General features: G+C 66.0%; 22 protein-coding genes. 14 read left to right on the plus strand and 8 right to left on the minus strand.

What is annotated here, in order from left to right:
- Nucleotides 1–282: 282 nt before the first annotated feature.
- The 7 genes from FSV73_RS01370 to FSV73_RS01400 all read left to right on the plus strand — a co-directional run bounded on the left by FSV73_RS01370 (nucleotide 283) and on the right by FSV73_RS01400 (nucleotide 10,418).
- On the plus strand, nucleotides 283–2,361 hold the full coding sequence (locus FSV73_RS01370; protein ID WP_145002780.1) for a TonB-dependent receptor family protein: 2,079 nt from the start codon (nucleotides 283–285) through the stop codon (nucleotides 2,359–2,361).
- 95 nt (nucleotides 2,362–2,456) lie between these two features.
- Nucleotides 2,457–3,947, plus strand: a complete 1,491-nt coding sequence (locus tag FSV73_RS01375; RefSeq protein ID WP_222119431.1) for an NtaA/DmoA family FMN-dependent monooxygenase — start codon at nucleotides 2,457–2,459, stop codon at nucleotides 3,945–3,947.
- A complete protein-coding gene (locus tag FSV73_RS01380) occupies nucleotides 3,944–5,668 on the plus strand; it encodes an ABC transporter substrate-binding protein (RefSeq protein WP_145002783.1) in 1,725 nt (574 codons plus the stop codon). The genes FSV73_RS01375 and FSV73_RS01380 overlap by 4 nt, the downstream gene beginning before the upstream one ends.
- Complete coding sequence (locus tag FSV73_RS01385; protein WP_145002787.1) at nucleotides 5,665–6,657, plus strand: ABC transporter permease; 993 nt, start codon at nucleotides 5,665–5,667, stop codon at nucleotides 6,655–6,657. Before FSV73_RS01380 ends, FSV73_RS01385 begins: the two co-directional genes overlap by 4 nt.
- A complete protein-coding gene (locus FSV73_RS01390) occupies nucleotides 6,654–7,508 on the plus strand; it encodes an ABC transporter permease (protein ID WP_145002790.1) in 855 nt (284 codons plus the stop codon). Before FSV73_RS01385 ends, FSV73_RS01390 begins: the two co-directional genes overlap by 4 nt.
- Complete coding sequence (locus FSV73_RS01395; protein ID WP_145002793.1) at nucleotides 7,501–9,204, plus strand: dipeptide ABC transporter ATP-binding protein; 1,704 nt, start codon at nucleotides 7,501–7,503, stop codon at nucleotides 9,202–9,204. The genes FSV73_RS01390 and FSV73_RS01395 overlap by 8 nt, the downstream gene beginning before the upstream one ends.
- A gap of 14 nt (nucleotides 9,205–9,218) precedes the next feature.
- Nucleotides 9,219–10,418 carry an acyl-CoA dehydrogenase family protein gene (locus tag FSV73_RS01400; protein WP_145002796.1) on the plus strand — a complete coding sequence of 400 codons (1,200 nt, stop codon included), beginning with the start codon at nucleotides 9,219–9,221 and terminating at the stop codon, nucleotides 10,416–10,418.
- Nucleotides 10,419–10,472: 54 nt separating this feature from the next.
- Here FSV73_RS01400 and FSV73_RS01405 read toward each other — a convergent pair whose 3' ends face one another.
- From FSV73_RS01405 to FSV73_RS01420, 4 genes are read right to left on the minus strand one after another with little or no spacing between them, the layout of a single operon-like run.
- Nucleotides 10,473–11,351, minus strand: a complete 879-nt coding sequence (locus FSV73_RS01405) for a transporter substrate-binding domain-containing protein (protein WP_145002799.1) — start codon at nucleotides 11,349–11,351, stop codon at nucleotides 10,473–10,475.
- On the minus strand, nucleotides 11,348–12,109 hold the full coding sequence (locus FSV73_RS01410; RefSeq protein WP_145002802.1) for an amino acid ABC transporter ATP-binding protein: 762 nt from the start codon (nucleotides 12,107–12,109) through the stop codon (nucleotides 11,348–11,350). The genes FSV73_RS01405 and FSV73_RS01410 overlap by 4 nt, the downstream gene beginning before the upstream one ends.
- Nucleotides 12,106–12,765, minus strand: a complete 660-nt coding sequence (locus FSV73_RS01415; RefSeq protein ID WP_145002805.1) for an amino acid ABC transporter permease — start codon at nucleotides 12,763–12,765, stop codon at nucleotides 12,106–12,108. The genes FSV73_RS01410 and FSV73_RS01415 overlap by 4 nt, the downstream gene beginning before the upstream one ends.
- Nucleotides 12,746–13,411, minus strand: coding sequence for an amino acid ABC transporter permease (locus FSV73_RS01420; RefSeq protein ID WP_145002808.1), 666 nt, complete (start codon nucleotides 13,409–13,411; stop codon nucleotides 12,746–12,748). Before FSV73_RS01420 ends, FSV73_RS01415 begins: the two co-directional genes overlap by 20 nt.
- Nucleotides 13,412–13,888: 477 nt before the next feature.
- On the opposite strand from FSV73_RS01420, the gene FSV73_RS01425 reads away from it, so the two are divergent.
- The 4 genes from FSV73_RS01425 (at nucleotide 13,889) to FSV73_RS01440 (ending at nucleotide 18,382) form a co-directional block, all read left to right on the plus strand.
- Nucleotides 13,889–14,350 (plus strand): DUF3574 domain-containing protein, encoded by a 462-nt coding sequence (locus tag FSV73_RS01425; protein ID WP_145002811.1) that lies wholly within the window; start codon nucleotides 13,889–13,891, stop codon nucleotides 14,348–14,350.
- A 429-nt stretch (nucleotides 14,351–14,779) separates the two neighbouring features.
- Complete coding sequence (locus FSV73_RS01430; RefSeq protein WP_145002814.1) at nucleotides 14,780–16,285, plus strand: sugar ABC transporter ATP-binding protein; 1,506 nt, start codon at nucleotides 14,780–14,782, stop codon at nucleotides 16,283–16,285.
- The gene (locus FSV73_RS01435) at nucleotides 16,282–17,313 is read left to right on the plus strand and encodes an ABC transporter permease (protein WP_145002817.1); all 1,032 of its coding nucleotides are present in this window, start codon (nucleotides 16,282–16,284) and stop codon (nucleotides 17,311–17,313) included. Before FSV73_RS01430 ends, FSV73_RS01435 begins: the two co-directional genes overlap by 4 nt.
- 28 nt (nucleotides 17,314–17,341) lie before the next feature.
- Nucleotides 17,342–18,382 (plus strand): substrate-binding domain-containing protein, encoded by a 1,041-nt coding sequence (locus tag FSV73_RS01440; RefSeq protein WP_145002820.1) that lies wholly within the window; start codon nucleotides 17,342–17,344, stop codon nucleotides 18,380–18,382.
- Nucleotides 18,383–18,388: 6 nt separating this feature from the next.
- Here FSV73_RS01440 and FSV73_RS01445 read toward each other — a convergent pair whose 3' ends face one another.
- Complete coding sequence (locus FSV73_RS01445; RefSeq protein ID WP_260856017.1) at nucleotides 18,389–19,291, minus strand: aliphatic sulfonate ABC transporter substrate-binding protein; 903 nt, start codon at nucleotides 19,289–19,291, stop codon at nucleotides 18,389–18,391.
- Between the two features lie 465 nt (nucleotides 19,292–19,756).
- Between FSV73_RS01445 and FSV73_RS01450 the strand changes: the two genes are divergently transcribed.
- Genes FSV73_RS01450 through FSV73_RS01460 form a run of 3 tightly spaced genes read left to right on the plus strand, consistent with a single transcriptional unit; the run spans nucleotide 19,757 to nucleotide 21,739 of the window.
- Nucleotides 19,757–20,596, plus strand: coding sequence for an energy transducer TonB (locus FSV73_RS01450; RefSeq protein WP_145002826.1), 840 nt, complete (start codon nucleotides 19,757–19,759; stop codon nucleotides 20,594–20,596).
- 26 nt (nucleotides 20,597–20,622) lie between these two features.
- Complete coding sequence (locus FSV73_RS01455; RefSeq protein ID WP_145002829.1) at nucleotides 20,623–21,336, plus strand: MotA/TolQ/ExbB proton channel family protein; 714 nt, start codon at nucleotides 20,623–20,625, stop codon at nucleotides 21,334–21,336.
- A gap of 1 nt (nucleotide 21,337) precedes the next feature.
- On the plus strand, nucleotides 21,338–21,739 hold the full coding sequence (locus FSV73_RS01460) for an ExbD/TolR family protein (protein WP_145002831.1): 402 nt from the start codon (nucleotides 21,338–21,340) through the stop codon (nucleotides 21,737–21,739).
- A 61-nt stretch (nucleotides 21,740–21,800) separates the two neighbouring features.
- Here FSV73_RS01460 and FSV73_RS01465 read toward each other — a convergent pair whose 3' ends face one another.
- From FSV73_RS01465 to mgrA, 3 genes are all read right to left on the minus strand, one after another.
- Nucleotides 21,801–22,100, minus strand: a complete 300-nt coding sequence (locus FSV73_RS01465) for a cupin domain-containing protein (protein ID WP_145002833.1) — start codon at nucleotides 22,098–22,100, stop codon at nucleotides 21,801–21,803.
- Between the two features lie 176 nt (nucleotides 22,101–22,276).
- Entirely contained in the window at nucleotides 22,277–23,215 is a 939-nt protein-coding gene (locus FSV73_RS01470) for an aliphatic sulfonate ABC transporter substrate-binding protein (protein ID WP_145002835.1), read from the minus strand.
- A complete protein-coding gene (gene mgrA / locus FSV73_RS01475; RefSeq protein ID WP_145002837.1) occupies nucleotides 23,212–24,249 on the minus strand; it encodes an L-glyceraldehyde 3-phosphate reductase in 1,038 nt (345 codons plus the stop codon). Before mgrA ends, FSV73_RS01470 begins: the two co-directional genes overlap by 4 nt.
- Nucleotides 24,250–24,253 lie beyond the last annotated feature (4 nt).

A 24,253-nucleotide genomic window follows, 5' to 3' on the forward strand; every position in this document is an offset into this window, starting at 1 on the left:
GGTTGAGCGGAGCGGCGTTGCCCTGGCCCCGGCCTCGAGGCTAGTCGATGGCAGGTTCCGCAGCCTGGGAGGTGATCCCTTTGACTGCCTGCTCATCAACAGTGAATAGTCAAACTGTTTGAAATCGGTAATCGAGGATGGCGGCAAATCCGCAGTCCAGAGCCTTTCGTGCCATGGCACGAAGCCTGCTCTAGCCAGCGCTCACCTGTAAGGGCGCCCGGCGCCGCGGAGACATGACTCGTGCCATTTTCTGTTCGACAAGGATCGTATCGCCCCACGCTGATGACCTTGGCCAGCGTCCCGACGCTGACGCTGCTGCTCGGCCAAGCCGCTTTCGCGGCGACGGCCGACGAGGGCGAGGAGGGCACGCGGTTGTCCACCGTGACCGTCAGCGGTGCTGCCAGCGTCAGCGATGCGCAACGGGACCAGATCCGCCTGGAGCAGGTCGCCGGACGTACCGCCGTGGTCGACAACCGCCAGGTCGAGCAGGGGCGGGCGTCCAATGCCGAAGACGTGCTCGCGCTGCAGCCGGGCGTGTTCGCCCAGGCCACCAGTGGCACGGGGGCCAACAAGATCTCGATCCGGGGCTCCGGGCTCAACACCTTCTACCAAGGCTATGTGTTGGGTACCAAGTTCCTCTTCGACGGCCTGCCCATCAGCGGTCCCGGGGGTACCCAGGAAGATTTCCTGGACATGCAGGCCGTCGACCACACGGAGGTGCTCTACGGCGCCAACGCCTTCGAATACGCGGCGCTGTCGCTGGGTGGCGCCATCAACATGGTCAGCAAGACCGGTCGTACCGATCCGGGCAACTACGCACGCTTCGAACTGGGCAGCTATGGCTATCGCAAGCAGCAGCTGAGCACGGGTGGAGTCGTGGGTGACAGCGACTACTACGTCAACCTGGTGCACAACGAACGCGACGGCTACCAGGACAACACCCCCAACGAGGGTCGCGGGGTGGCGGCGAACGTCGGTCACGTCTTCAGTCCGCAGCTACAGACGCGCTTCTTCTTTCGCTATCGCGAAGAGCAGCTCACCAACGGCAATACCCTGACGCGCTACCAGCTCAAGCAAGATCCACGCAGCAACGCCGTGCCCACCGGCCGGCGCAAGGACGGCACCTATTTCATCGGCAACCAGACCACCTATACCTTCGACGACGGTGCCAAGCTGGAGGTCGGCGCCGCCTACAACGACTATCCATTGCTCAACGGCTGGCGATATGCGGTGGCGCCGCAGGACTGGCGCTCCAAGGACCTCAATCTCACCCTGAGGTACCTGCGCACGGGCGATACGCTGTTCGGCTTACCCAGCGACAGCAGCGTGATCCTCAGCACCACGCGGGCTTACCTGGCCGACGTCAAGTCCCACAGCCAGACGACCGGCGCCAAGCTTCAGGAAACCAACTACACCGGCTCGCGTGACACGGTCTTCGCGCTGGGCAACGACCTGCAGTTGGCCGACGACCTCTGGCTGACCACCGGAGTGTCGCTGGTGAACATCAAGCGCAAGGCGGAGATAGAGTCCACCACCAGCGTCAACCGGACCGACTTTCCCGACCGCGTGGGTTTCACCGAGAACGCCGTGGCGCCGCGGATCGGACTGCGCTACGACCTGACGCCGGAACTCCAGATCTTCACCAACCTCAGCCGCTCCATCGATCCCCCGGTCACCTGGCAGATGGGCAGCACCGGCAATCCCTACCTGTACGACCTGCGCCCGCAGAAGGCCAATACCTTCGAGGTCGGGATCCGCGGCGGCCACGGCATCTTCGATGGCAGCCTCACCCTCTATCGGTCCTGGGTGAAGCAGGAATTGCTGACGGTGGTCGTCCAGCAGGCCAGCGCCAGCCAGGATCAGCTCACGGCCACCGGCAACTCCAGCCCGACCATCCACCAGGGCATCGAGGCCGGACTCAATGCGCTGCTCTGGGAAGGCGAGGGCGGTGACACCCTCTCTCTGCGCCAGGCCTACACCCTCAACGACTTCCATTACCGCCACGATGCCACCTTCGGCGACAACGAGCTGCCGAGCATACCGCGGCAGGTTTACCAGGCCGAACTGGCCTATCGCCAGGGCAGCGGCTTCTATGCCTCGCTCAACGTTCGTGCCGCGTCGAGTTACTACGTGGATTTCGCCAATACCTGGCAGACACCGTCCTACGTGATCTGGGGCGCCAAGGTCGGCTACCAGGCGCCAGGCGAGCGTTGGGAGGTCTTCGCCGATGTCCGCAACCTCACCGACCAGCGCTACGCGACGGCGGCCAACACCGCCTATGACGCCGGCGGTCGCGATTCGGCGAATTTCTATCCGGGCGATGCCCTGAGCCTGACCACGGGCGTGGCCTTCCGCTTTTGAACGCCTGCTGCCCAAGTCGGGCACCGAACCCGTCACGCCTGGGGGGCGGATGCTCCCGCGCCCCCGGGCCGACTCGCTTGCCAAGAGGAACCCACGTGGCCAAGTCACTGCACGTCAATCTGTTCGAAATGAATTGCGTCAGCCACATCATGCACGGGATGTGGGTGCACCCGGATAACCAGCGCCATCGCTTCAACGATCTGGACTACTGGCTGGAGCTGGCTCAGCTGCTGGAATTCGGCACCTTCGACGGGGTCTTCCTGGCCGATGTGGTGGGCGTCTACGACCGCTTTCGCGATGGACCAGAAACGGCCCTGCGCGAGGGCCTGCAGGTACCGAGCAACGATCCGCTGCTGCTGGTGCCGGCGATGGCGGCAGTCACCCGGGAGCTGGGTTTCGGGGTGACCTTTTCCACCACCTACGAGCCGCCCTTCGCCTTCGCTCGGCGTATGAGCACCCTCGATCACCTGACCCGCGGGCGGGTGGGCTGGAACATCGTCACCTCCTACCTGCCGAACGCGGCGCGCAATTTCGGCCTCACCGAAGAAGTCCCCCATGATCGTCGCTACGAGATCGCCGATGAATACCTCGACGTGCTCTACAAGCTCTGGGAAGGCTCCTGGGACGACGACGCCGTGGTTCAGGATCGCGCCCGGCGGGTCTACACCGACCCGGCCAAGGTGCGCTACATCGATCACCAGGGTGAACACTTCCGGGTGGCGGGCCCGCACCTGTGCCAACCCTCGCGCCAGCGTACGCCACTGCTGTTTCAGGCCACCGGCTCGTCGGCCGGCAGCGCCTTCGCCGGTCGCCACGCCGAGGTCGTCTTCACTGGCGGCGCCACCCCGGCGGACGTACGCCGCAACATCGCCACCATGAGGGCCAACGCGGCGGCCCAGGGACGCGACCCGGCGGCGCTGAAATTCATCGTCCAGGCCGGTGTGGTAGTCGGCCGCACCGATCTGGAGGTGGCCGACAAGCTCGCCAGCTATCGACAGCTGGTGAGCGCCGACGGCGCCATGGCCCATGCCCAGCTCGGCGTGGATCTGCGCGCCTATCCGCCGCACGCCCGCTTGCAGGAAATATTTCGCGAAGGGGACGCCGGTTGGGGGCTGGTCAATCGCTTTGGTCCCCAGACCAGGGTGGGAGAGGCCCTGAGTAGCTTCGGCGGCCTGCTGGAGGATCGCTTCTTCGCGGCGGGCACGCCGCGTGAGGTGGCCGACGAGATCGAGCGCTGGCTGGATGTGGATGGTATCGACGGGATCAATCTGCGCCAGTACCTGAGCTTCGAGACCGCCCGCGACTTCATCGAGCTGGTGATCCCGGAATTGCGCCGCCGCGGGCGCTTTCGCGAGCGTTACGAGCCTGGAGAGACCTTGCGGGAGCGGCTCTTCGGGGCGGGCGCGGCACGGCTGCCCGCCGACCATCCCGGTGCGCGCTATCGCGATCCCGCCGCGCTACGCGAGCCGCAGGCGCCGCTGCGCTTCGCAGCGGAATCCCACTGTTCCCGGCGCGACAACGGTCAGCCAGATTGCCCGCCAGGCGACAGCACCGACCCTCAAACGGCCGCGTTGGCGGCCAAATGAGCGCGGCACGCTTTTCGCAAAAGTCTCCTCGACCTTCACCTCATCCGGCTGCCATCGAGGCCTGCTTGAAAGACATCACACCGCTGCTCCGCCATGCCCCGACGCTGTTCACCGCCACCCTGTTGAGCCTCGCCCTGGCCGGTTGCGAACGCCAGGCGCCGCGGCAGGTTGACCAAGGCAAACCCATCCACGGGGGCACCCTGGTCTATGCCACCGATCGTGAACCCACCTGCCTGGACCCCCATGTGGCCGGCGACATGCCCCAGGTGTTCGTGGCCCAGCAGTATCTCGATTCGCTGGTGTCGATGGACGAGCAGGGCCGTATCGGTCCCTGGCTGGCCACGCGCTGGGAAGTCTCCGCGGACGGCCTCAGCTACACCTTCCACCTCCGCGACGATGTGCGCTTCACCGACGGCACCCCATTCGATGCCGAGGCGGTCAAGGCCAACCTCGACCACATGGCTAACCCCAAGACCCAGTCGAGCACGGCAGGTGGTTACATCCGTCAGTACCGCGGTACCGATATCGTCGATGCCCACACCGCCGTCGTCCACCTGAGCAGTCCCTACGCTGCCTTTCTCGAAGTCCTGGCCCAGGGCTTTCTCGGTATCCAGTCACCCACCGCGCTCAAGCGACCGCGCGATGTCAATTGCGAAAGTCCGGTGGGTAGCGGCCCGTTCAAGGTCGTGCGCTGGGAGCGCCAGAGCCAGGTCGAACTGGTGCGCAATCCCGACTACAACTGGGCCCCGCCCACCGCCAAACACCAGGGTCCGGCGTACCTCGACCGGATTCTGTGGAAATTCATCCAGGAGCCCTCGGTGCGCTTCGCGTCCCTGCAGGCGGGTGAGGTGGACGTGATCGAGACGCTGCCGCCGGAGTCCCACGAGGCGGCGCGGCGCAACCCCGAGCTCAAGGTGATCGTTGCCCAGCGGCCCGGCAATCCCACCAACGGCACCCTGAACCTTCGCCGCGCACCCTTCGACGACCGCCGGGTACGCGAGGCCTTCGTGCGCAGCGCCGACATCGAGGGTGCGCTGAAAAGCGTCTACTTCGGCGAGTTTCCCCGCGCTGGCGGACCGCTGAGCGTGGCGACGCCTTTCTACAGTCCGGACTTCGAGCACCTGCAGGATCACGATCCGGTCCGTGCGGCGCGGCTGCTCGACGAGGCCGGCTGGACCCGGCGCGATGCCGAGGGCTATCGAACCAGGGACGGCAAGCGTCTGCGGGTGGTCACCCTGGTGGGGAATCGCACCTCGCCGTCCGAGCAGACGCTCTGGGAGCAGGTGCAGGCCACGGCGCGCGCGGTGGGGATCGAGGTGGTGCTGGAGCAGATGAGCGACGCCCAGGTCACGGCGCGCCAGGCGGCCTGGGACTACGACATCCGCCTGGGCTACTGGAATACCAATACGCCCGATGTCCTCCGCATCATCTTCGGCTCGGCCTTCATCCAGCCGGCGGGCGTTGGCGGCTATCACCAGAACAGTGCCGGCTACAGCGACGCCCGCTTCGATGCGCTCATGGACCAGGCTCTCGCGACCCAGGATCCGGTGATCCGCCGCGAGCTCTATCGTCAGGCCCAGGCCCGCATCGCCAGTGAGTACCTGGAGCTGACGACCTACCCGCAAAGTACCCGACTGGGTATCTACAAGACCGCCCATGGCGTACGGCTGGAGCCGTCGCTGGCGGTGACCTATCTCTATGACGCCTGGGTGAACAAATGACCACCACGCTACCCGTCGTTCTGCCACCCGATCCGCGCCGGCAACGCCTGGCGCGCCTCGGCCGACGCGCCCTCGTGCGGTTGCTCGGCGCTGCCCTGGTGCTGCTGGCCGTGGCGACCCTGACCTTCTTCGTCCTGCGCCTGATGCCGGGCGATCCGGCCCTGGCGATCCTCGGCGGGGCGAGCGCCAATCCGACCCCCGAGACCCTCGAGGCCACCCGCCGCGAGTATGGGCTGGATCGACCGCTCGGCGTGCAGTACCTCTTCTATCTGCAACGCCTGGCGCACGGTGACCTGGGGATCTCCTATTCGCAGCACCAACCGGTGACCCAGGTACTGGCGGAGCAGGGCGGCGCTACCTTGCAATTGACCATGGCGGCGCTGGTGCTGGCCTGGCTGCTGGTGCTGCTGCTGACCGTGCTGACTGCCGGTCGTGGCCGTTGGCTCGGCGGCCTGGCCTCACTGTGCGAGACCGTGGCGGCGTCGATTCCGCAGTTCTGGCTGGGCGTGGTGCTCTTGGCGGTGTTCGCCTTCGGCCTGCGCTGGTTTCCTCCGGCGGGCAGCGACAGCCTGGCGGCCCTGGTGTTGCCGGCCCTGGCCTTGGCCATCCCCCTGGCCGGCTTCATCGCCCAGATCACCCGCGAAGCGCTGGAGCTGACCCTGGAGCAGCCATTCATCCTCACGGCGCGCACCCGCGGACTCGGCGAGCTGCAGGTGCGCTTTCGTCATGCGCTAAGACACGCGGTGTTACCCGGCGTCTCGCTCTCGGGCTGGGCGATCGGCGCGCTCATCAGCGGCGCGGTGGTGGTCGAGGTGATCTTTTCCCGCAAGGGCCTGGGGCGTCAGCTCTATCAGGCCGTACAGATGCAGGATCTGCCCCTTACCATCGGCATCAGCCTGGTGGTAGCGGCCGTCTACGTCCTGGCCAATGTGTTGGTGGACCTGCTGCATCTCTGGCTCGATCCGCGCCAACAGGAGCAGCAGCCATGAGCGGTCTCGTCCTCGATAGTGGCCTAAGCCAGCATCGTTCGTGGCGATTGCCACCGGTCGGTGCATTGCTGGCCCTGGGTTTTCTGCTGGCGGTGCTGCTGGCCGCCCTGGCGCCGCAGCTGTTCACCCGACTCGACCCCCTGGCGATCACGCCGCGGGAGGCGTTCCAAGCCCCGAGTCTGGCGCACTGGCTGGGTACCGACCAATCCGGGCGCGACATCTATGCCCGGATCGTCCATGGCGCGCGGCAGAGCCTCGCCATCGGTATCGCTGCCACCGCGCTGGCCTTCACGCTGGCGATCATCCTCGGTCTGTTGGCCGGGTTGGGCGGACGTCGGCTGGACCAGCTGATCAGCGGTGTGCTGGAAGTGCTGTTCGCCTTTCCCAGCCTGGTGCTGGCGCTGCTCTTCGTAGCGGTGTTCGGCAGTGGCGTTGGTCCGCTGATCGTCGCCACGGGTCTTGGCGCCGCTCCCGGCTATGCACGTCTGGTCCGCGGCCAGGTCCTGGCGGTGCGCCAGGCCGGCTATCTGGAAGCTGCCAAGGCGCTAGGGCATTCACCGCGACGCATCATCATTCGTCAGTTGCTGCCGAACGCCATGCGCCCGCTGGTCGTCACCGTGACCATGGGCGTGGGCCAGGCCATCGTCTGGGCCTCGGCGCTGAGCTTTCTCGGTCTGGGCGCGCGGCCGCCGGCGCCGGAGTGGGGCACCATGCTGTCCATGGGCCGCGATTTCATCGCCAATGCCTGGTGGCTGACCTTCTTTCCCGGCTTGTTCATCGTGCTGACGACCCTGTCGACCACGGTAGCCGGCCGTTATCTGCAGCGTCGCCTGGAGGGCCGCCATGAATGACACGACCTTGATCGTCGAAGGGCTGAGCGTCGCCTTCGGCGACCAGCCCGTGGTACGGGATCTGAATTTCACCCTGGCACCCGGGCGCTGCGTCGCCCTGGTCGGCGAGTCCGGCTCCGGCAAGAGCGTGAGTGCCCGCAGCCTGGTCGGGCTGGCCGGGGCTCGGGCGCAGGTGCAGGCCCGGCGGCTGCAGTTCGCCGGTCGTAACCTGCTCGGCCTGAGCGAGCGGCAATGGCGCCAGGTGCGGGGGCGGGACATCGGCTTCGTGCTCCAGGATGCCCTGGTCTCCCTCGATCCGTTACGTCAGGTCGGCAAGGAAATCCTCGAGGTCCTGGATACCCATGCCCATGGACGGCGGGATACCCGTAGCGCCCAGGTGCTGCAGTTGCTCACCCGGGTCGGCGTGCCAGAGCCGGCGTTGCGCGCTCGGCAGCGACCCGATCAGCTGTCCGGCGGTTTGCGTCAGCGCGCGCTGATCGCCAGTGCCTTGGCCCTGGATCCGGCGCTGGTCATCGCCGACGAGCCGACCACGGCGCTGGATGCGACGGTCCAGGCGCAGATCCTCGAGCTGTTTCGCCAGATCAAGGCGCGCGGCGCCGCCCTGTTGATCATCAGTCACGACCTGGCGGTAGTGGCGCAGTTAGCCGATGAGGTGGTGGTCCTGCGCCATGGCGAGGTGGTGGAGCAGGGGCCGACGGCTCAGGTGCTGAGTTCGCCGGCTCATCCCTACACGCGCGCCCTGCTGGCCGCGGTGCCTGCCGAGCAGCCCCGCGGCAGTCGGCTGTCGCCCGGGGCGACGGCTATCGCGACGCGACGTCCGCCGGGCGAGGTCCTGCTGCAGGCAGAAGGGCTGAGCAAGCGTTATCGCGGTCCGGATGGGCAGGTCCGGGAGGTAGTGAGCGAGGTCGGCTTCACGTTGCGCGCGGGGCAGACCCTCGGCATCGTCGGCGAATCCGGCTCCGGCAAGAGCACCGTCGCCCGCTTGGCCTTGGGTCTATTGACACCGGACAGCGGCGCCGTGAGCTTTCTCGGCCGGGCCTGGAATTCGGCCAGTGAGCCTATCGACGAGTCCCAGCGCCGACCCTGGCGCTCCCAGATCGGTATCGTCTACCAGGATCCGCTCGGCTCCTTCGATCCGCGCTGGAGCGTGGCGCAGATCCTCGCGGACGCCCTGGCGGTGGCGGGTATCCCCGCCAGCGAGCGACCGGCGCGAATCGCCCGCCTGCTCAAGCAGGTCCGCCTGCCGGAGCAGCTGGCGCAGCGCCGCCCGCTGCAGCTGTCTGGCGGTCAGCGCCAGCGCGTCGCCATTGCCCGCGCCATCGCCGGCGAGCCCCGGGTAATCGTCTGTGACGAACCGGTCTCGGCCCTGGACGTGTCGGTCCAGGCGCAGGTCCTCGACCTACTGGCGGATCTCCAGGATTCCCTGGGGCTCGCCTACCTGTTCATTTCCCACGACTTGGGCGTGATCCGCCATGTCAGCGACGAGGTGCTGGTGATGCGCCATGGCCAGGTGGTGGAACGGGCGCCGGCCGAGCGGCTGTTCGCCGCCCCCCAGCATGACTACACCCGTCGCCTGCTGGGCTCCGTGCCCCGCCTACCAGGCAGTGGCGCGCTCTTACAGGTCCCGCCGCTCGATCCGGCGGATGAGGCGCTGAGTCTGCTGGACGAGGCACGTCTTTGGAAAATCGCTATCTAGCCTTGGAGAGACCTATGACTGCCCATGAACTTCAGTCGGCCACTTCGGTGCAGGCCATCAGCGCCCGCGTCGACCGCTTGCTACCTGAAATCGCCGCCGGCGCCGCGAATTGTGAGCGCGAACGGCAACTGCCGTACGAGGCTATCCGGCAGTTGGCCGAGGCCGGTGTCTATACCCTGCGTATCCCGACCCGCTACGGCGGTCCGGGGGGCCGCGTGCGTGACGTCATCGCGCTGCTGCTGCGCATCGCCGCAGCGGACTCCAACGTCGCCCAGGCGCTACGGCCGGGGTTCGCCTTTCTCGAAGGCCTCCTCGCGGCGCGCCATGACCAGGCAGAAGCGGAACGCGCCCGCTGGTTCCCGCGCTATCTGGCGGGTGCCGTGCTGGGCAACGCCGGCTGGGAACTGGGCGGCGCCAACGGCGCCATCGCGGCCCGGCTGGTCGATCACGGCGATCATTACCGCGCCCAGGGCAGCAAGTTCTATAGCACGGGAGCCTTGTTCGCCGACTGGATCAGCGCCGTGGCGCTGGACGAGAACGACCAGCCGGTGTCCTTCGTGCTCCCGCGCGATCGGTCCGGACTGGAGTTGCTGGACGATTTCGATGCCATGGGCCAGCGCCTCACCGCCAGTGGCACCACCCGCCTGAACGAGGTCCGCGTCGAGCGCGACGAGATCAGGCCGCGGACCGTGGAAGAGGGCACCCGCACCATCGTCACGCCGTTCCTGCAGCTGTTTCTCGGCACCGTCCTCGCTGGTATCGCGCGTAACGCGCAGCTCGATGCCGAGCGCTTCGCCCGCGAACACGCTCGTCCCATCAAGCACAGCAGCGCCAGCCGTTCGGTCGACGACCCCTATGTCGAATGGGCCGTGGGTGATATCGCGGCCCGGGCCTTCGCCGCGGAAGCAGCCGTTCTGCATGCAGCCGACAGCATCGATGCCAGCTGGACGGCCGAACTCGGCGCCGAATCGGTGGAGCAGGCGGCGTTGGGCGTGGCCCAGGCCCAGTACCTGGCCGCCGAACTCGCACTCAAGGCCGCGGAAACGCTGTTCGACGTGGGCGGGGCCTCGACCACCGGGCGCAGTCATAACCTGGATCGCCACTGGCGCAATGCCCGCACCGTAGCCAATCACAATCCGCGGCACTGGAAGGCCGCGGCAGTGGGCGCCTGGCGGCTCAAGGGTACGCCATTGCCGACTTCTGGCTTGTTTTGACCCGTTATCGTATGGCACGCCCGTACTGCGGATGTGCCATACGGCGGTAGGACCTTAGCCCCCGGTACTCGCCTTCCAGTCACCCCCTTCGACGATGACCGCCTGGGGATCGGTACCCTCTGGTAGCTGGGCACGCACGTACTGGTCGTAGAGGTTGAGCAGATAGCGCTCCTGCCCGAGTCGGGTGAGCTCTCCGTTCACCCAGTCGCGCAACTCGGTATTGCCCTTCTTCACCGCCGGGGCGATGGGGGCTTCGGCACCGAGCTTGTCCGGCAGCAGGCGATAGCCGGGGTGCTGCTTGGCCCAGCCGTAGAGCACCAGGTTGTCCTGGGCGTAGGCATCGCCGCGGTGGTTGGCCAGTGCCTGCAGCGACTCGGAGTTCTTCTCGAACTTGAGCAGCTTCCAGTCCGGGTGGTTGCGGGTCAGCCAGAGATCCGCGGTGGTGCCGGTGGTCACGATCAACGTCTTGTCCTTCAGATCCTCGAGCTTCTGCGCCGGACTGTCCGCGGGTACCAGCGCCTGGACCGCGACCTTCAGATTGGGATTGGTGAAATCCACCACCTGCTGGCGCTCGGGGGTGACCGTCATGTTGGCCAAGATCAGATCCACCTTGTCACTCTGCAGGAAGGGAATCCGGCTCGCCGGCTCGACGCTGACGAATTCCACCTTGCGCTCGTCGCCCAGCAAGTCCTTGGCGAAACGCTTGGCCAGATCGGTATCGAAGCCAACGTACTGGCCTTTCTCATCAACGAAGCCGAAGGGCGGCTTGTCGCTGAAGACCCCTACGATCAACTTGTCGCGGGCCTTGATGGTTTCCAAGGCGCCCTTGGTGGCGGAAGCGGTAGCTGGCGCCTTGGCAGTGGAGGCGTTGTCGCAACCGGCGAGCAGGCCAAGGGCGAGCAGGGGGAGGGCTAGGGTGGATCTCAAGGTCACGAGACTTTCCTTCTGGGCAGGTTTTCCATGAAAGAGAATCGCTCCAGGAACTGGCGGGCCCTGGGGCTGCGCGGTGCACTGAAGAAACTCTCGGGGTCGCTCTCTTCGGCGATACGTCCGGCATCCATGAACAGGATGCGATCCGCCACCGCACGGGCGAAGGCCAGTTCGTGGGTGACGATGAGCAGGGTCATGCCGGCGCCGGCCAGGTCGAGGATGACTTCCAGCACCTCCTTGACCATTTCCGGATCCAGCGCCGCGGTCACCTCGTCGAACAGCAGCGCCCGGGGGTTCATGCACAGGGCGCGGACGATGGCGATCCGCTGTTGCTGGCCGCCGGAGAGCTCACGGGGCCAGGCCTCGGCCTTGTGCCCCAGGCCCACTCGCGCCAGCAGGGCGCGGGCCTGTTCCTCGGCCTCGGCGCGGGGCCGCCGCTGCACCTTGAGCGGCCCCAGCAACAGGTTGTCGAGCACCCGCAGATGCGGGAAGAGGTGGTAGCTCTGGAACACCATGCCCACCTGCTGACGGACCTCACGCCAGTCACTGCGGGCGTCCAGCGGGCGGCCGGCGAAGGCGAGGCTACCGCTGTCACCCTGTTCCAGCCCGTTGAGACAGCGCAGCAGGGTGCTCTTGCCGCAGCCGCTGGGCCCGAGGATCACCACCACCTCGCCCTCGCGGACGCTGAGGTCGATGTCCTTGAGTACCGGGGTACCTTGGAAGGCCTTGTTGAAGCCGGACAGCTGGAGTAACGGATTCATGCGTGGTTCCAACGCCGTTCCAGCGCGCGCGAGGCGCTGGACAGCGGATAGCAGAGCAGGAAGAAGAAGACGAACAGGAAGCCGTAAAGGGTGACCGATTCGTAGGTGCGCTCGATGATCTGTTGGCTGACCTTGGTGACGTCGACCACGCCAATCAGCACGGCCAGTGAGCTAGTCTTGATGATCCGGGTATGCACATTGATGACACCGGGCGTCAGGCGCTTGAGGCCCTGGGGCAGCAGTACCCAGCGATAGAGCTGGGGGGTATCGAGTCCTATGGCCAGTCCCGCTTCGCGCTGGCCAGGCGGCAAGGAGGCGAGGGCGCCCCGAACCACCTCGCCGATCTCGGTGGCTCCCCACAGTCCCAGTACCAGCACCGCGCACCAGAACGCCGGCAAGTCGATGCCGAGCAACAAAGGCAGGCCAAAGAAGCCGAGGTACAGCCAGACCAGTACCGGGATGGCGCGGAACAGCTCCAGGTAGCCGCGGAGCAGGAGGTCCAGCCAGGGCCGCCGCAGGCTGCGCCCGATGCCATAGGCCAGGCCCAGGACGCTGGCCAGCAGGATGCCGCCACCGGCGATGGCCAGGGTACGGCCTGCTCCCACCGCCAGTTGCGGCGCGGCCTGCCACAGCAGTTCAAAACCCGTAATGGCCACGCTGCAGCCTCCGTTCCAGGGCACCGAGCAGCAACGACAGCGGCAGGAAGAGCAACAGGCAGATGCCGGTCAGCACGGCCAACATCTCGTAGGTACGGTAGTAGAGGGCGATATAGCTCTTGGTGGTGTACAGCAGTTCCGGTACCGCCACCGCCGACACAACCGTGGTTTCCTTGAGCAGGAAGATGACGTTGGCGCACAGCGCCGGCAGACTGAAGATTCCCGCCTGGGGCAGCACCACGAAGCGCAATAGCTGAAGCCGTGAGAGACCGATGGCGCGGCCCGATTCGAGCTGGCTATGGGGTACCGCTTCGATCCCGGCGCGCAGCACCTCGGTGAGATAGGCGCCGCCGAGGAAGGTCATGGCGATCAACGCAGCGGCAAGACCGGAGACCTGGATACCCAGGCTGGGCAGAGCGAAGTAGATGAAGAACAGCTGGATGAGTAGCGGCGTGTTGCGCGCCAGCTCGACGTAGCCCCGGACCACTACCCGCGCCCCGGGAATGCCCAGGACCAGCGCGGCGTTGGTGACGAGGGCCACCAGCAACGCGGCGCTGCTGGCCAGCAGGCCTACCTCCAGCGTGACCAGTACCGCACGGCCAAAGGCGGGTAGGGTGGAGAGGGCGAAGGCATAATCGAAGGTCATGGTCGGGCCTCGCGGGCATCCAGCCAAAGGCAAACCTTCCTTGAAACAAACCATACCTGAGGCACTGCGGTGATCTCTACGTAAAAGGCCTTATAGCCTAAAGGCAGACTTTTGCTTCGCTTAAGATTTCTAAGGCATAAACTTAGAAGAGTGCCAGGCTGGCGTCCGGTACTGCGGATCACGCACAGTAACGCGCGAATCCATATAGCCGGAGGCACTTCGTTAGTAGGGGTGAAAGTTGCCCCTGAAGTGCCAGGGGGATAGGTGCTTGTCATGACCTCCTGTGGCTGGATGGTCCCCTGACTCATGCCTGTTCATGGCGCGGAAGTTCGCGCGAAGTCGCCTGGATTACGTTGGCATAGGGCGCCTTATAAACTCGCCGGCACCTGATTGCCGTTCCAACTCGCGCCGGCATCTGTAAGCGGCTGGCAGGGCCAGCGTCGTTCCTCACTCTCACTTGCAAGGACGGACTTTCGTATGTATCGCCCGCTGCTCGTTGCCGCGCTGTGCCTTCATCTGCTTGGCTGCGCCGATAGTCATCTTCCGGCAGCTCCCCGGGCCGAGGAGCCTGGCGCCACCCTGGTCGGGGATAGCTCGCGACCACCCGAGGCCCGTTGGGTCCGTACCGAGCTGTATCTGTCGTTGGGGCCGCAACAGCCGGTCGAGCGTCAGGTATCCGCTCAGCGTTGGCAGGCGTTTCTGGACCAGGAGGTCACTAGGCGCTTTCCCGATGGCTTCACCGTGCTGGATGCCTATGGCCAATGGCGCGATCACGACGCGACCGAGCCGGAACGGCTCGCCACCAAGGTGCTGGTGATCCTGCACGAGGATACGGCGGCGCGACGGCGGGACCTGGCCGCCGTCCGCCTGGCCTGGAAGCGGCTGACCGGCGATCTCTCCATGCTCGCCGTTTCGCAGCCGGCCGCCGTGTCCTTCTGACGCTCCGCGTCAGAAGCTGTAGGTCGCCCGGGTGTAGTAGTAGGCGCCGTTGCTGCCGATCGGCGAGAGCACGTCGTAGGGCAGGTTACCGCCGTAGTTGCTCTCGGCGCTGGAGCGTTCCGGGTGACAGGTGAATAGCGAGAAGCGAGTCGATTATATTGCCAACAGCTGTTTGGCGAAGGACAACTGTTGTTATTGCAACAGCAAGGTAAAGACGCTGTTTGATTGCTTTGCTCCGGTGACTTCGGACGAATATTGGTGTCGGCACAATCCGTTCTATTGCTCCCTGACCAAGAGTGTCAATTGCCCAGGCAATTACCTCGTTTGCTTTTTCAATTGAAAAAAAGCGCATGACGATATTCCCACTGACTATTTAGCGAGCTCGTCGACGGTGAATTAAGGTGTGCCACCTCGTCGATGGAGTAGGGCATGGCTGAACCCTCCAGGATTGCGTTGCGCGATCTGCATTTCAGTTTCGCCGACACACCGATCCTGCGCGGCCTCGACCTCGACCTGCGGGCTGGCACCCTGACCGGGTTGCTCGGTGCCAACGGCGCCGGCAAGTCCACGCTGGTGCGGATTCTCTGCGGTGGTTATCGACCGACCCGGGGTGAATTGCTCGTCGACGGAACCGTGCAGCGTTTCACCTCGCCAGCTGCCGCGCGCCGCGCCGGTATCGTCGCGGTGCAACAAAGCGTGGACGACGGCATCGTCCCCACCCTGAGCGTGGTCGAAAACCTGTGCCTGGATCGGCTCTGCCAGGGGCCGGGCCTGGGTCATGATCGTCGTCGCTTGCAGCGGGAAGCGGCGGCCATCGCCGCCACCCTTGACCTGCAGTTGCCGCTCGCCGCATCCGTGGATCAACTGGGCCAGGCCGATCGGCAGCTGCTGATACTGGCCCGCGCCGTCGCCGCCCAGCCGCGCCTGCTGATCCTCGATGAACCCACCGCGGCCTTGTCGTCCCAGGAGGCGGGGCGGCTGTTCGGCCTGCTCAACCGCCTGCGTGAGGCGGGCGTCGCCATTCTCTATATTTCCCATCGGCTGACCGATCTGCAGCGCCTTGCCGATCGGCTGCTGGTGCTGAGGGACGGCCGACTGACCGGCGACTTCGCCAGGCCATTGGACTTCGCTGCCGCACTGGAGGCCATGCTGGGCCAGCCCCTGGAACAGCGCCTGCCAACCCCACGCGCGGCCGGTCCCGTGGTGCTGACGGCGCAGGTGCTGCAGCTGGTGCCAGACGCCGCACCTTTCGATCTGCACCTGGCCCAGGGCGAGGTGGTCGCCCTGACCGGACTGCTTGGCGCAGGCAAGAGCCGGCTCGCCGAAACGCTGGTCGGGCTGCGGCGCCCCGTCGCCGGGCGACTGGAGCTGGATGGCCAACCCTGGCACCCAAAGGACCCGGGCGCCGCCATCGCCGAGGGCGTGTTCTTCGCTGGCGAAGATCGTAGGCGCAGCTCGTTGGTCCCCGGCTTCACAGTGCGGGAGAGCATGACCTTGCCCTTCCTGCGTCGTTTTTCCCGGCGCGGGCTGCTCCGTCACCGCGACGAAGCCGCTGCCGCCTGGACCCAGGTCCGGGCGCTGGGCATCAAGACCGCCGACGTCGAACAAGACATCGCCACGCTATCCGGCGGCAATCAGCAGAAGGTGGTCCTGGCGCGCTGGCTGCTGGCGCCGGCCCGCCTGCTGATCCTGGACGAACCCTTCCAGGGCGTGGACGTCCAGGCGCGGCGCGACATCGGCGCCCGAATCCGCGCCACGGCTGACGCACGCGCCACCCTGGTGATCTGCACCGATCCCGATGAGGCCCTGGAGATCGCCGACCGGATACTGGTGATGCGCGACGCGCGGGTGGTCGCCCACTTCAACCGCCAGGGGGTCGATAGAGCCACCCTGGTGGAGCAACTCACTCAACTCACCGAACTGGAGCGCGCATGAGCGATCTCGTCGAATCCGCCCGCCCGGCGCCAACCACCCCGCGCGCCCTCGCGCTGGGCCAGTTGGCCACGCGCTACGGGCTGCTGCTGATCCTGGGTCTGCTGCTGATCCTGTTTGGCGCCCTGGAGCCCGCGTTCCTGCGCCCTGGCAATCTGTTCAGCATCCTGCTGTCGGTCTCCGTCGTCGCGCTGCTCGCCCTGGGGGTGACCGTCACCATGGCTGCCGGCGGCCTGGACCTGTCCATCGGCGCGGTGGCGGCCATGAGCCTGATGATTTCCAGCTACGTACTGGTGGTGCTCGACTGGGGCACCACCGCGGCGCTCCTGCTCGCGCTGGGCGGCGGTGCCCTGGTGGGCCTGCTCAATGGCTGGCTGATCGTGCGGATGCGCATTCCCGACATCCTCGCCACCCTGGGCAGCATGTTCCTGGTGCTCGGCCTGCAGCTGATCCCCAGTGCCGGCAACTCCATCGCCGTGGGCATGACCCTGGCCAATGGCGACGAGGCGCCTGGCAGCTTTCCGCCGGCCTTCCTCGCCCTCGGCCGGGCCCGTTGGTTCGACCTGATCCCGGTGCCCGTAGTGGTCACCGCGGCGGTGGCCCTGGTGATCTGGCTGCTGCTGGAGCGGACCCGCCACGGGCGCCTGTTCTATGCCATCGGCGGCAACGAACAGGCGGCGCGCCTGGCCGGCGCTGCGGTAGGGCGTTACCGGTTATTGGCTTACGTGCTCTCCGCGGTGCTCGCCGCCCTGGGCGGAATCTTACTGGCGGCGCGCCTCGGGCGTGGCGATGTCAGCTCGGGCAACAGCCTGGTACTCGATGCCCTGGGCGCGGCGCTGATCGGCTTCGCGGTCCTGGGCGCACGCAAGCCCAACGCCTTCGGCACCTTGATCGGCGCCTTGCTGATCGCCGTGCTGCTCAACGGCCTGACCATGCTCAACGCCCCTTACTACACCCAGGATTTCGTCAAGGGACTGGTCCTGGTCCTGGCCCTGGTCTTCACCTTCGGCTTCGCGCGCGAACGCCGCTAGCCTCGCCTACGACAAAGGAACACCCGCTATGCGCAAATGGCTTCGCCCCCTCGTCCTCAGTCTCACCTGCTTTTCCGCCGTGCCAGCCTTTGCCACGGGTGTACCCGGGGCACCGCCACCCTTCGACAAGGGGCAGGTCAAGCTGGCCCTGGTGGCCTATCTGACCGCCGGTGACTTCTTCCAGGCCTTCCAGCGTGGCGTCGAGCGCCAAGCCAAGGCCGTGGGGGCCGACCTGAGGGTATTCGACGCGCGCCAGGACGCGGTACGCCAGCGCGAGCAACTGGAGCAAGCCATCGACCTCGGGGTGGATGGCATCCTGGTCGGCCTGGGCCTGCCCGAGACCCTGCGCGATACCGTGGCCAAGGCACAGGCCAAGGGCATCAAGGTGGTGGCCTTCGATGTCGACCTCCAGGTACCGGGGGTGACCCAGGTCGTCCAGGATCATCGGCAACTGGCGCGCCTGGTATTGGGTCAGGCGCTCAAGGACAACCGCGAGCAGTTCCAGGCCGGAGTGGCCTACGTACCCGGCCTTACCCCCATGGAGCAACGCTTCGAGATCTGGGAAGCCCTCAAGCGTGACCACCCGGGGATCGTCGAGCAGGCTCGTTTCGGCAGCATGACCGCGCCCATCCCCAACTCCATCGCCAATGCCGCTGGTGCCGTGCTGCGCGCTCATCCGGACATCTCGGTGTTCTTCGCGCCCTACGACGAATTCGCCAAGGGCGTGAAGCTCGCCGTGGACGAGGCCGGTCGCAACAAGACGACGCGCATCTACAGCGCCGATATCTCCACGGCCGACATCCAGGCCATGACCGAGCCCGACAGCGCCTGGGTGGCCAGCGCCGCGGTGAATGCCGAGACTGCGGGCGCCATCAGCCTGCGCACCCTGGCGCGGCGGCTGACGGGTGAAGAGCAGGGCGCCCAGGTACTGGTACCGCCCACGCTGATCACCCGTCAGCAGCTGCTGGATCTGCAGGTGCGCAACCTCAAGCAACTGGCCGAGAAGCTACCGGCCTTCCGCGACGACGGCCAGGTGGCCGGATCGGCCTGGATTCCGCTGCCGCGGTAGGGTGCGCTAGGGCACCACCGTCGCCGGATAGACCGCGTCCTGGATACGGATGGCGTGCGGGATCAAGCCCAGTCCCTGGAAGGTATCGGCCAGACGCTGCTGTTCCGCGACAATAGCGGGGGTGATGGCCACGGCGTTGTAGTTGCGTCTGCTGCTGGCCACCTCCAGGACGCTGGCGTCGATACCCAGTTGCGGCGCGAGCAGTTGCGCGACGTCCTTTGGATGGGCATTGGCCCAGGTGCTGGCCTTGGCCAATTCACTGAAGAAGGTGTGCAGCAGGGGGTGGTGGGTGTCGGCGAAGGCGGCGGTGGAGAGATAGAAGGTGCGGTTGTTGGTCAGCCCCTCGCCGTCGCGCAGGTTACGGACCGGCTGCTGTTGCTCGGCGGCGGCGAGGAAGGGGTCCCAGAGGGTAGCGGCGGCCACGCTGCCGGATTGCAGGGCGGCCACGGCATCGGCTGCGTTGGCCACGTACGCCGGCTGGATGTCCTGGTAGCTCAGTCCGGCCTGTTGCAAGGCCACTGCCAGCAGATACTGGGCATTCCAGCCGCGGCCGGTGGCGACGCGTTGCCCCTTGAGACCGGCGACGTCGGTAATCGGCGAATCCTTGCTGACCAGAATACCGATGCCCTTCGGATAGGGCTGTTCGGCGGCCAGGTAGACCACCGGCTTGCCGGCGGCCTGGGCGAAAACCGAGGGTGCATCTGCCGCATGGCCAAGGTCGATGGCACCGGTACTCAGGGCTTCGAGCAATTGCGGACCGGCCGCGAATTCGTACCAGGCGACCCGGATGCCCTCCGGCGCCAGGGCTCGCTCCAGGGCGCCGGTACCCTTGAGGATGTTGAGGCTGTTGAATTTCTGGTAGCCGATGCGCAGGGTCTGCTCGGCCTGGGCGGAGCCCGTGAAGATCATGACGGCGAACAGGGCAACGGTGAGGCGGCGGAGGAGGGTGAGTGGGGTCATGGGGCGTCCTTGCGGGAAAGGTGATCGACGAATCAATCGGTCAGAAGTTCTTTATGGCAGGGGCATTCAACCGAGTGCAGGTTGTAAAGGCGGGTGTCTTGTTTCGTCAATCAAAAGCCCATCCACATATTAGATAAAAAAGAAATAAGGATAGTTGGATGGCGTTCAGGCTACGGTTGGAAATCAATCTTTAGACGTCGTGCGCTATACCTTTTTAATTTACCTTTCCAGCGATTTCCACCTGTGCTCGGCAAATTTCTCTCCTCCATGCGCGATAGCATTTTTTAATAACTTTTCGTTCGCCTGAGCGCGAAATAAGTTACTTCGATACGGCTAGCGAGTTCTGCATCATCGCACTCCCTTGGCAACTTTATTGGCTGCCCGGGTCAATCCGTATAGGAAGGAACTTCGTTCATGGCGAATCTTCAGGCTGCTCGCGCTGCACCGGCGTGGTCGGCTACGCCCCCCGAACCCAGCCCCGTTGTCGGCGCCGCCAGCCCGCTGGCGCTGGCCGAGTTCACCCACGATCAGCGACCCCGCCCCCCGCTCAAGCGCCCCGAAGCCCTGGCCTTGCTGGCCCTGGCGGTGGCCTTGCATGGCGCGGTCTTCTACTGGCTCGCCCGGCAGCCGGAAACGGTGCTGCCGGAAGTGCCGCCACAGATACCGCCGATGACCATCGAGTTCGCCGCGCCGGCGCCGCCGGTAGTGGAGACGCCACCCCCTGAACCTCCTCCGCCGTTGCCCGAACCGGTGGTAGAGGCACCGGAACCGCCGCCACCGGTGGTGGACGAGCTGGCGGCCAAGCCGGCGCCGCCCAAGCCCAAACCCGTGGTCAGGCATCCACCCAAGCCCAAACCCCAAGCGGTGCCCAAGCCAGTAGCCAAGCAGGAGACGCCGCCCTCGCCACCGCCCCAGGCCGCGGCCCCGGCGCCCCAGCCGGCTCCGCCCGCGCCGCCACCCGCACCGGTCAGGGAAACCCCAGCGTCGGCAACCGCCGGCTACCTGCGCAATCCGGCGCCCGAGTATCCCGCGCTGGCCCTGCGCCGCAATTGGGAAGGCACGGTATTGCTGCGGGTGCGGGTGCTGCCCAACGGGCGTCCCGGTGACATCCAGATCCAGAAGAGCGCCGGGCGCAGCCAACTCGACGAGGCCGCCGTGGCGGCGGTCCGGCGCTGGAGCTTCGTGCCCGCCAAGAAGGGTGACCAGGCCATCGAAGGCTGGGTCACTGTCCCCATCGACTTCAAGATTCGCTGATCCGCCATCATTCGAGGATATCCATCATGACGCTACTGTCTCCCACCCAATCCGTCGAAGGCGCCGTGATCTGGCTGCTGATCGGCTTCTCCGTCGTCACCTGGGGCCTGGCGCTGCTCAAGGGCGCCCAGTTCGGCCGCCTACGCGGGCAGGATAGACGCTTCCTGAAGCTGTTCTGGGCCGCGCCCAACCTCACGGCCGGCGCCGAACTCAGCCATAACCAGCCCGGCGCCGCGGCACGGGTAGCCGCCGCGGGTTACGCCGCCATCGCGGTCAACGACCAGGGCACCCCGGCGGACCTGGCCCAGGCGATCAATCACCAGGATCGGCTGGAGCGCGCCCTGCGCCAGCAGATCGTGCGGGAGCGTCGCTCGCTGGAATCGGGCCTGGCGGTGGTAGCCAGCATTGGCAGCACCTCGCCCTTCATCGGTCTGTTCGGCACCGTCTGGGGCATCATGGAAGCGCTCAAGGGCATCAGTGCCGCGGGCAGTGCCAGCCTGGAAACCGTGGCCGGCCCCATAGGCGCGGCGCTGATCGCCACGGGCGTGGGCATCGCCGTCGCCGTGCCGGCGGTGCTGGTCTACAACTACTTCGTGCGCAGTCTCAAGCTCAAGGCCGCCGATCTCGACGATTTCGCCCATGACTTCTACAGCCTGGCGCAAAAGAGTGCCTTCAAGGTGCTGGTGCATCCCAATGCCCGGCGCAGCTCGGCTGGCCACGCGGTAAAGGAGGCGGTGTGACATGGCCTTTTCGACCCAAGACAACGATGAGGTGATGAGCGAGATCAACGTCACGCCGCTGGTGGACGTGATGCTGGTGCTGCTGGTGGTGTTCATCGTCACCGCGCCGCTGTTGACCAATGCCATCCCGATCAACCTGCCCAAGACCGAAGCCGTGGCGCCGGTGGAGCAGAAGGACCCCCTGGTGGTGAGCATCGACGGCGCCGGCAAGTGGTTCCTCAACAAAGACGAGATCCAGCCGGAGCTGTTGCGCACCAACCTGGAGAGCGCCAAGCAGCAAGACCCCCAGCTACGGGTGCAGCTACAGGCCGACGACAGTGCCAATTACGGCCAGGTGGCCAAGGCCATGGCGGCTATCGAGAAGGCGGGTATCACCAAGTTGGCGGTGATCACCGCCCGCTGAGCGATATGGAGCCGACGCCCTGGTCGAGCGCCCTCGACCAGGGCGTTTTCGTCTGCATAGCTCAATCCTGATCGATGATCAGCAGAGTACCCTGGCTACCAGGCAAGACCCGATGAGGTACGCCAGGGGGAGCCTCGAAGAGCTCGCCGGCGCTTATTGCGAGCGCGCGGCCCTCGCTCTCCAAGTGCAAGACACCGTCGATAACCAGCAGCACCTCGGTATAGCCATGGACTTCCTCGGGCAGCGCCTGGCCATCCATGCGCAGGATCTTGATGGCGGCAGAACCTACTCGCGAGATGACACGCGACTCCCAGGCAGCGGGCAACTTATTGGCGAAGGCAGTGATATCTAGGGACGACATGGATAATCCAAAAAGGACAGCGGGAGCATGACAATAGCCGCGCCGAATGACTCTTGCCCAATAACTGAAGGTTCGCTGGCTAGATATAAAAGGCAGGCGTTGAAGCGCCGGGCGGAAGTTGTCCGTCCGGCGTTGGGATAATGATCCGCTGTATAGGCTGTGTCAGAACTTTCTTATCAAATAAGCGCGGCCTTCACCTCTATCTTGCGTGGCAAGAGTCCGTTGCTGACGAAGAGGTCAGCCGTCCGCTGCTGCGCGGCCAGTATCTCGGGGGTGATGGGGCCGATAGGCGAGGGCGGGCGATGGTCGAGGTAGTCAGCCACCACCTGCCGGTCCAGGCCCATTACCCGGACCAGGATGTCCAGGCTGCCTTCGCGGTCGCTGCGGGTCAGGGCTTCGGCCTGGCTGAGCTGGGCCAACAGCTCGTTCAGGAAGGCGCCATGGGCGCGGGCATAGTCGCGCCGTGCGGTATACAGCGGGCCGTTGAGACCCAGGCCCGTGCCGTCCGCCAGCAGGCGCGCCTGCCCCTGGTGCAGCACCAGGGCCGAATAGGGGTCCCAGATCGCCCAGGCATCCAGACTGCCCTGGCTGAAGGCGGCATTGGCATCCGCCGGGGCGAGGTAGACGGGCTGGATGTCGCTGAAGGCCAGGCCTTCGCGCTGCAACAGTCGCAGCACCAGGTTGTGGGAGCTGGAGCCTTTCTGCAGGCCGATGCGCTTGCCCTTGAGCTCGGCCACGCCGTGCAGCGGACTGCCCGCAGGCACTAGCAGCGTTTCGGCCCTGGGTTTGGCCGGCTCGGCACCGATGTACACCAGGTCGGCACCGGCCGCCTGGGCGAACAGCGGCGGCAGGTCGCCGGTGGAGGCGACATCGAGGCGGTCGAGATTGAGCGCCTCGAGCATTTGCGGTCCGGCGGGGAATTCCAGCCAGTCCAGGGCGAGCTGCGGATAGGCGCGTTCCAGCAGCCGGTGCTCCTTGGCCAGTACCAGGGCGATGGAGCCCTTCTGGTAACCCAACCGCAGTCGCGCCGGTCTGGCCGTTTCGCCCCAGGCGCGGGCCAGGGGCGCCGCCACGACGACGGCGCCCAGTTGCTTGAGTAGGGTGCGACGCTTCATTCGGCACTCGATGGCTTGGCCCAGAGATTGATGCCGCCTTCGACCGCATGGGTGTCGATCTCGGCCAGCTCTTCGGCGGTAAAGGCCAGGTTGTCCAGGGCCGCCACGTTCTCGACGATCTGCTCCGGCCGACTGGCACCGATCAGGGCGCTGGTCACGCGCGGGTCACGCAGGGTCCAGGCCAGCGCCAGTTGTGCCAGGCTCTGGCCACGGCGCTGGGCGATGGCATTCAGGGCGCGGACGCGCTCCAGGTTTTCGGCAGAGAGATGGCCTTGCTGCAACGACTGACCACCCGGCTGGTTGACCCGGGCGTCGGCCGGTACGCCATTGAGATACTTGTCCGTCAGCAGCCCCTGGGCGAGTGGGGTAAAGGCGATCACGCCGCTGCCGAGTTCCGCGGTCGCGTCCAGCAGATCCTTTTCGATCCAGCGATTAAACAGGTTGTAGGCCGGCTGATGGATCAACAGCGGGATCTTCCACTCGGCCAGCAGCGCAGCGATCTCGCGGGTCTTGGTGCCGGAATAGGAACTGATCCCCACGTACAGCGCCTTGCCTTGCTGGACGGCGCTGGCCAGGGCGCCAGCGGTTTCCTCCAGCGGCGTATGCTCATCGAAACGGTGCGAATAGAAGATGTCGACGTAGTCCAGCCCCAGGCGCTTGAGACTCTGGTCGAGGCTCGCCAGGACATACTTGCGCGAGCCGCCGCCCTGGCCGTAGGGACCGGGCCACATGTCCCAGCCGGCCTTGCTGGAGATGATGAGTTCGTCGCGATAGGCGGCGAAGTCTTCGCGCAGCAGCCGCCCGAAGTTGATTTCGGCACTGCCATAGGGCGGGCCGTAGTTGTTGGCCAGGTCGAAGTAGTTGATGCCCAGGTCGAAGGCGGTGCGCAGCAGGGCGCGCTGGCGCTCCAGTGGCGTACTGTCACCGAAGTTGTGCCATAGCCCCAGCGACAGGGCCGGTAGCACCAGGCCACTGCGGCCGACGCGGCGATAGGGAATACGGTCGTAGCGGTCAGACGCGGCGTGATAGGCCATAAGG

It is taken from the genome of Pseudomonas oryzihabitans, assembly GCF_007665395.1.
GTDB lineage: Bacteria > Pseudomonadota > Gammaproteobacteria > Pseudomonadales > Pseudomonadaceae > Chryseomonas > Chryseomonas psychrotolerans_C.

Coding starts and splice junctions, on each gene's coding strand:
- FSV73_RS01370 (WP_145002780.1), top strand. CDS start 283: ATGACCTTGGCCAGCGTCCCGACGCTGACGCTGCTGCTCGGCCAAGCC.
- FSV73_RS01380 (WP_145002783.1), top strand. CDS start 3,944: ATGAGCGCGGCACGCTTTTCGCAAAAGTCTCCTCGACCTTCACCTCAT.
- FSV73_RS01385 (WP_145002787.1), top strand. CDS start 5,665: ATGACCACCACGCTACCCGTCGTTCTGCCACCCGATCCGCGCCGGCAA.
- FSV73_RS01390 (WP_145002790.1), top strand. CDS start 6,654: ATGAGCGGTCTCGTCCTCGATAGTGGCCTAAGCCAGCATCGTTCGTGG.
- FSV73_RS01395 (WP_145002793.1), top strand. CDS start 7,501: ATGAATGACACGACCTTGATCGTCGAAGGGCTGAGCGTCGCCTTCGGC.
- FSV73_RS01400 (WP_145002796.1), top strand. CDS start 9,219: ATGACTGCCCATGAACTTCAGTCGGCCACTTCGGTGCAGGCCATCAGC.
- FSV73_RS01410 (WP_145002802.1), bottom strand. CDS start 12,109: ATGAATCCGTTACTCCAGCTGTCCGGCTTCAACAAGGCCTTCCAAGGT.
- FSV73_RS01420 (WP_145002808.1), bottom strand. CDS start 13,411: ATGACCTTCGATTATGCCTTCGCCCTCTCCACCCTACCCGCCTTTGGC.
- FSV73_RS01425 (WP_145002811.1), top strand. CDS start 13,889: ATGTATCGCCCGCTGCTCGTTGCCGCGCTGTGCCTTCATCTGCTTGGC.
- FSV73_RS01430 (WP_145002814.1), top strand. CDS start 14,780: ATGGCTGAACCCTCCAGGATTGCGTTGCGCGATCTGCATTTCAGTTTC.
- FSV73_RS01435 (WP_145002817.1), top strand. CDS start 16,282: ATGAGCGATCTCGTCGAATCCGCCCGCCCGGCGCCAACCACCCCGCGC.
- FSV73_RS01440 (WP_145002820.1), top strand. CDS start 17,342: ATGCGCAAATGGCTTCGCCCCCTCGTCCTCAGTCTCACCTGCTTTTCC.
- FSV73_RS01445 (WP_260856017.1), bottom strand. CDS start 19,291: ATGATCTTCACGGGCTCCGCCCAGGCCGAGCAGACCCTGCGCATCGGC.
- FSV73_RS01450 (WP_145002826.1), top strand. CDS start 19,757: ATGGCGAATCTTCAGGCTGCTCGCGCTGCACCGGCGTGGTCGGCTACG.
- FSV73_RS01455 (WP_145002829.1), top strand. CDS start 20,623: ATGACGCTACTGTCTCCCACCCAATCCGTCGAAGGCGCCGTGATCTGG.
- FSV73_RS01460 (WP_145002831.1), top strand. CDS start 21,338: ATGGCCTTTTCGACCCAAGACAACGATGAGGTGATGAGCGAGATCAAC.
- FSV73_RS01465 (WP_145002833.1), bottom strand. CDS start 22,100: ATGTCGTCCCTAGATATCACTGCCTTCGCCAATAAGTTGCCCGCTGCC.
- FSV73_RS01470 (WP_145002835.1), bottom strand. CDS start 23,215: ATGAAGCGTCGCACCCTACTCAAGCAACTGGGCGCCGTCGTCGTGGCG.
- mgrA (WP_145002837.1), bottom strand. CDS start 24,249: ATGGCCTATCACGCCGCGTCTGACCGCTACGACCGTATTCCCTATCGC.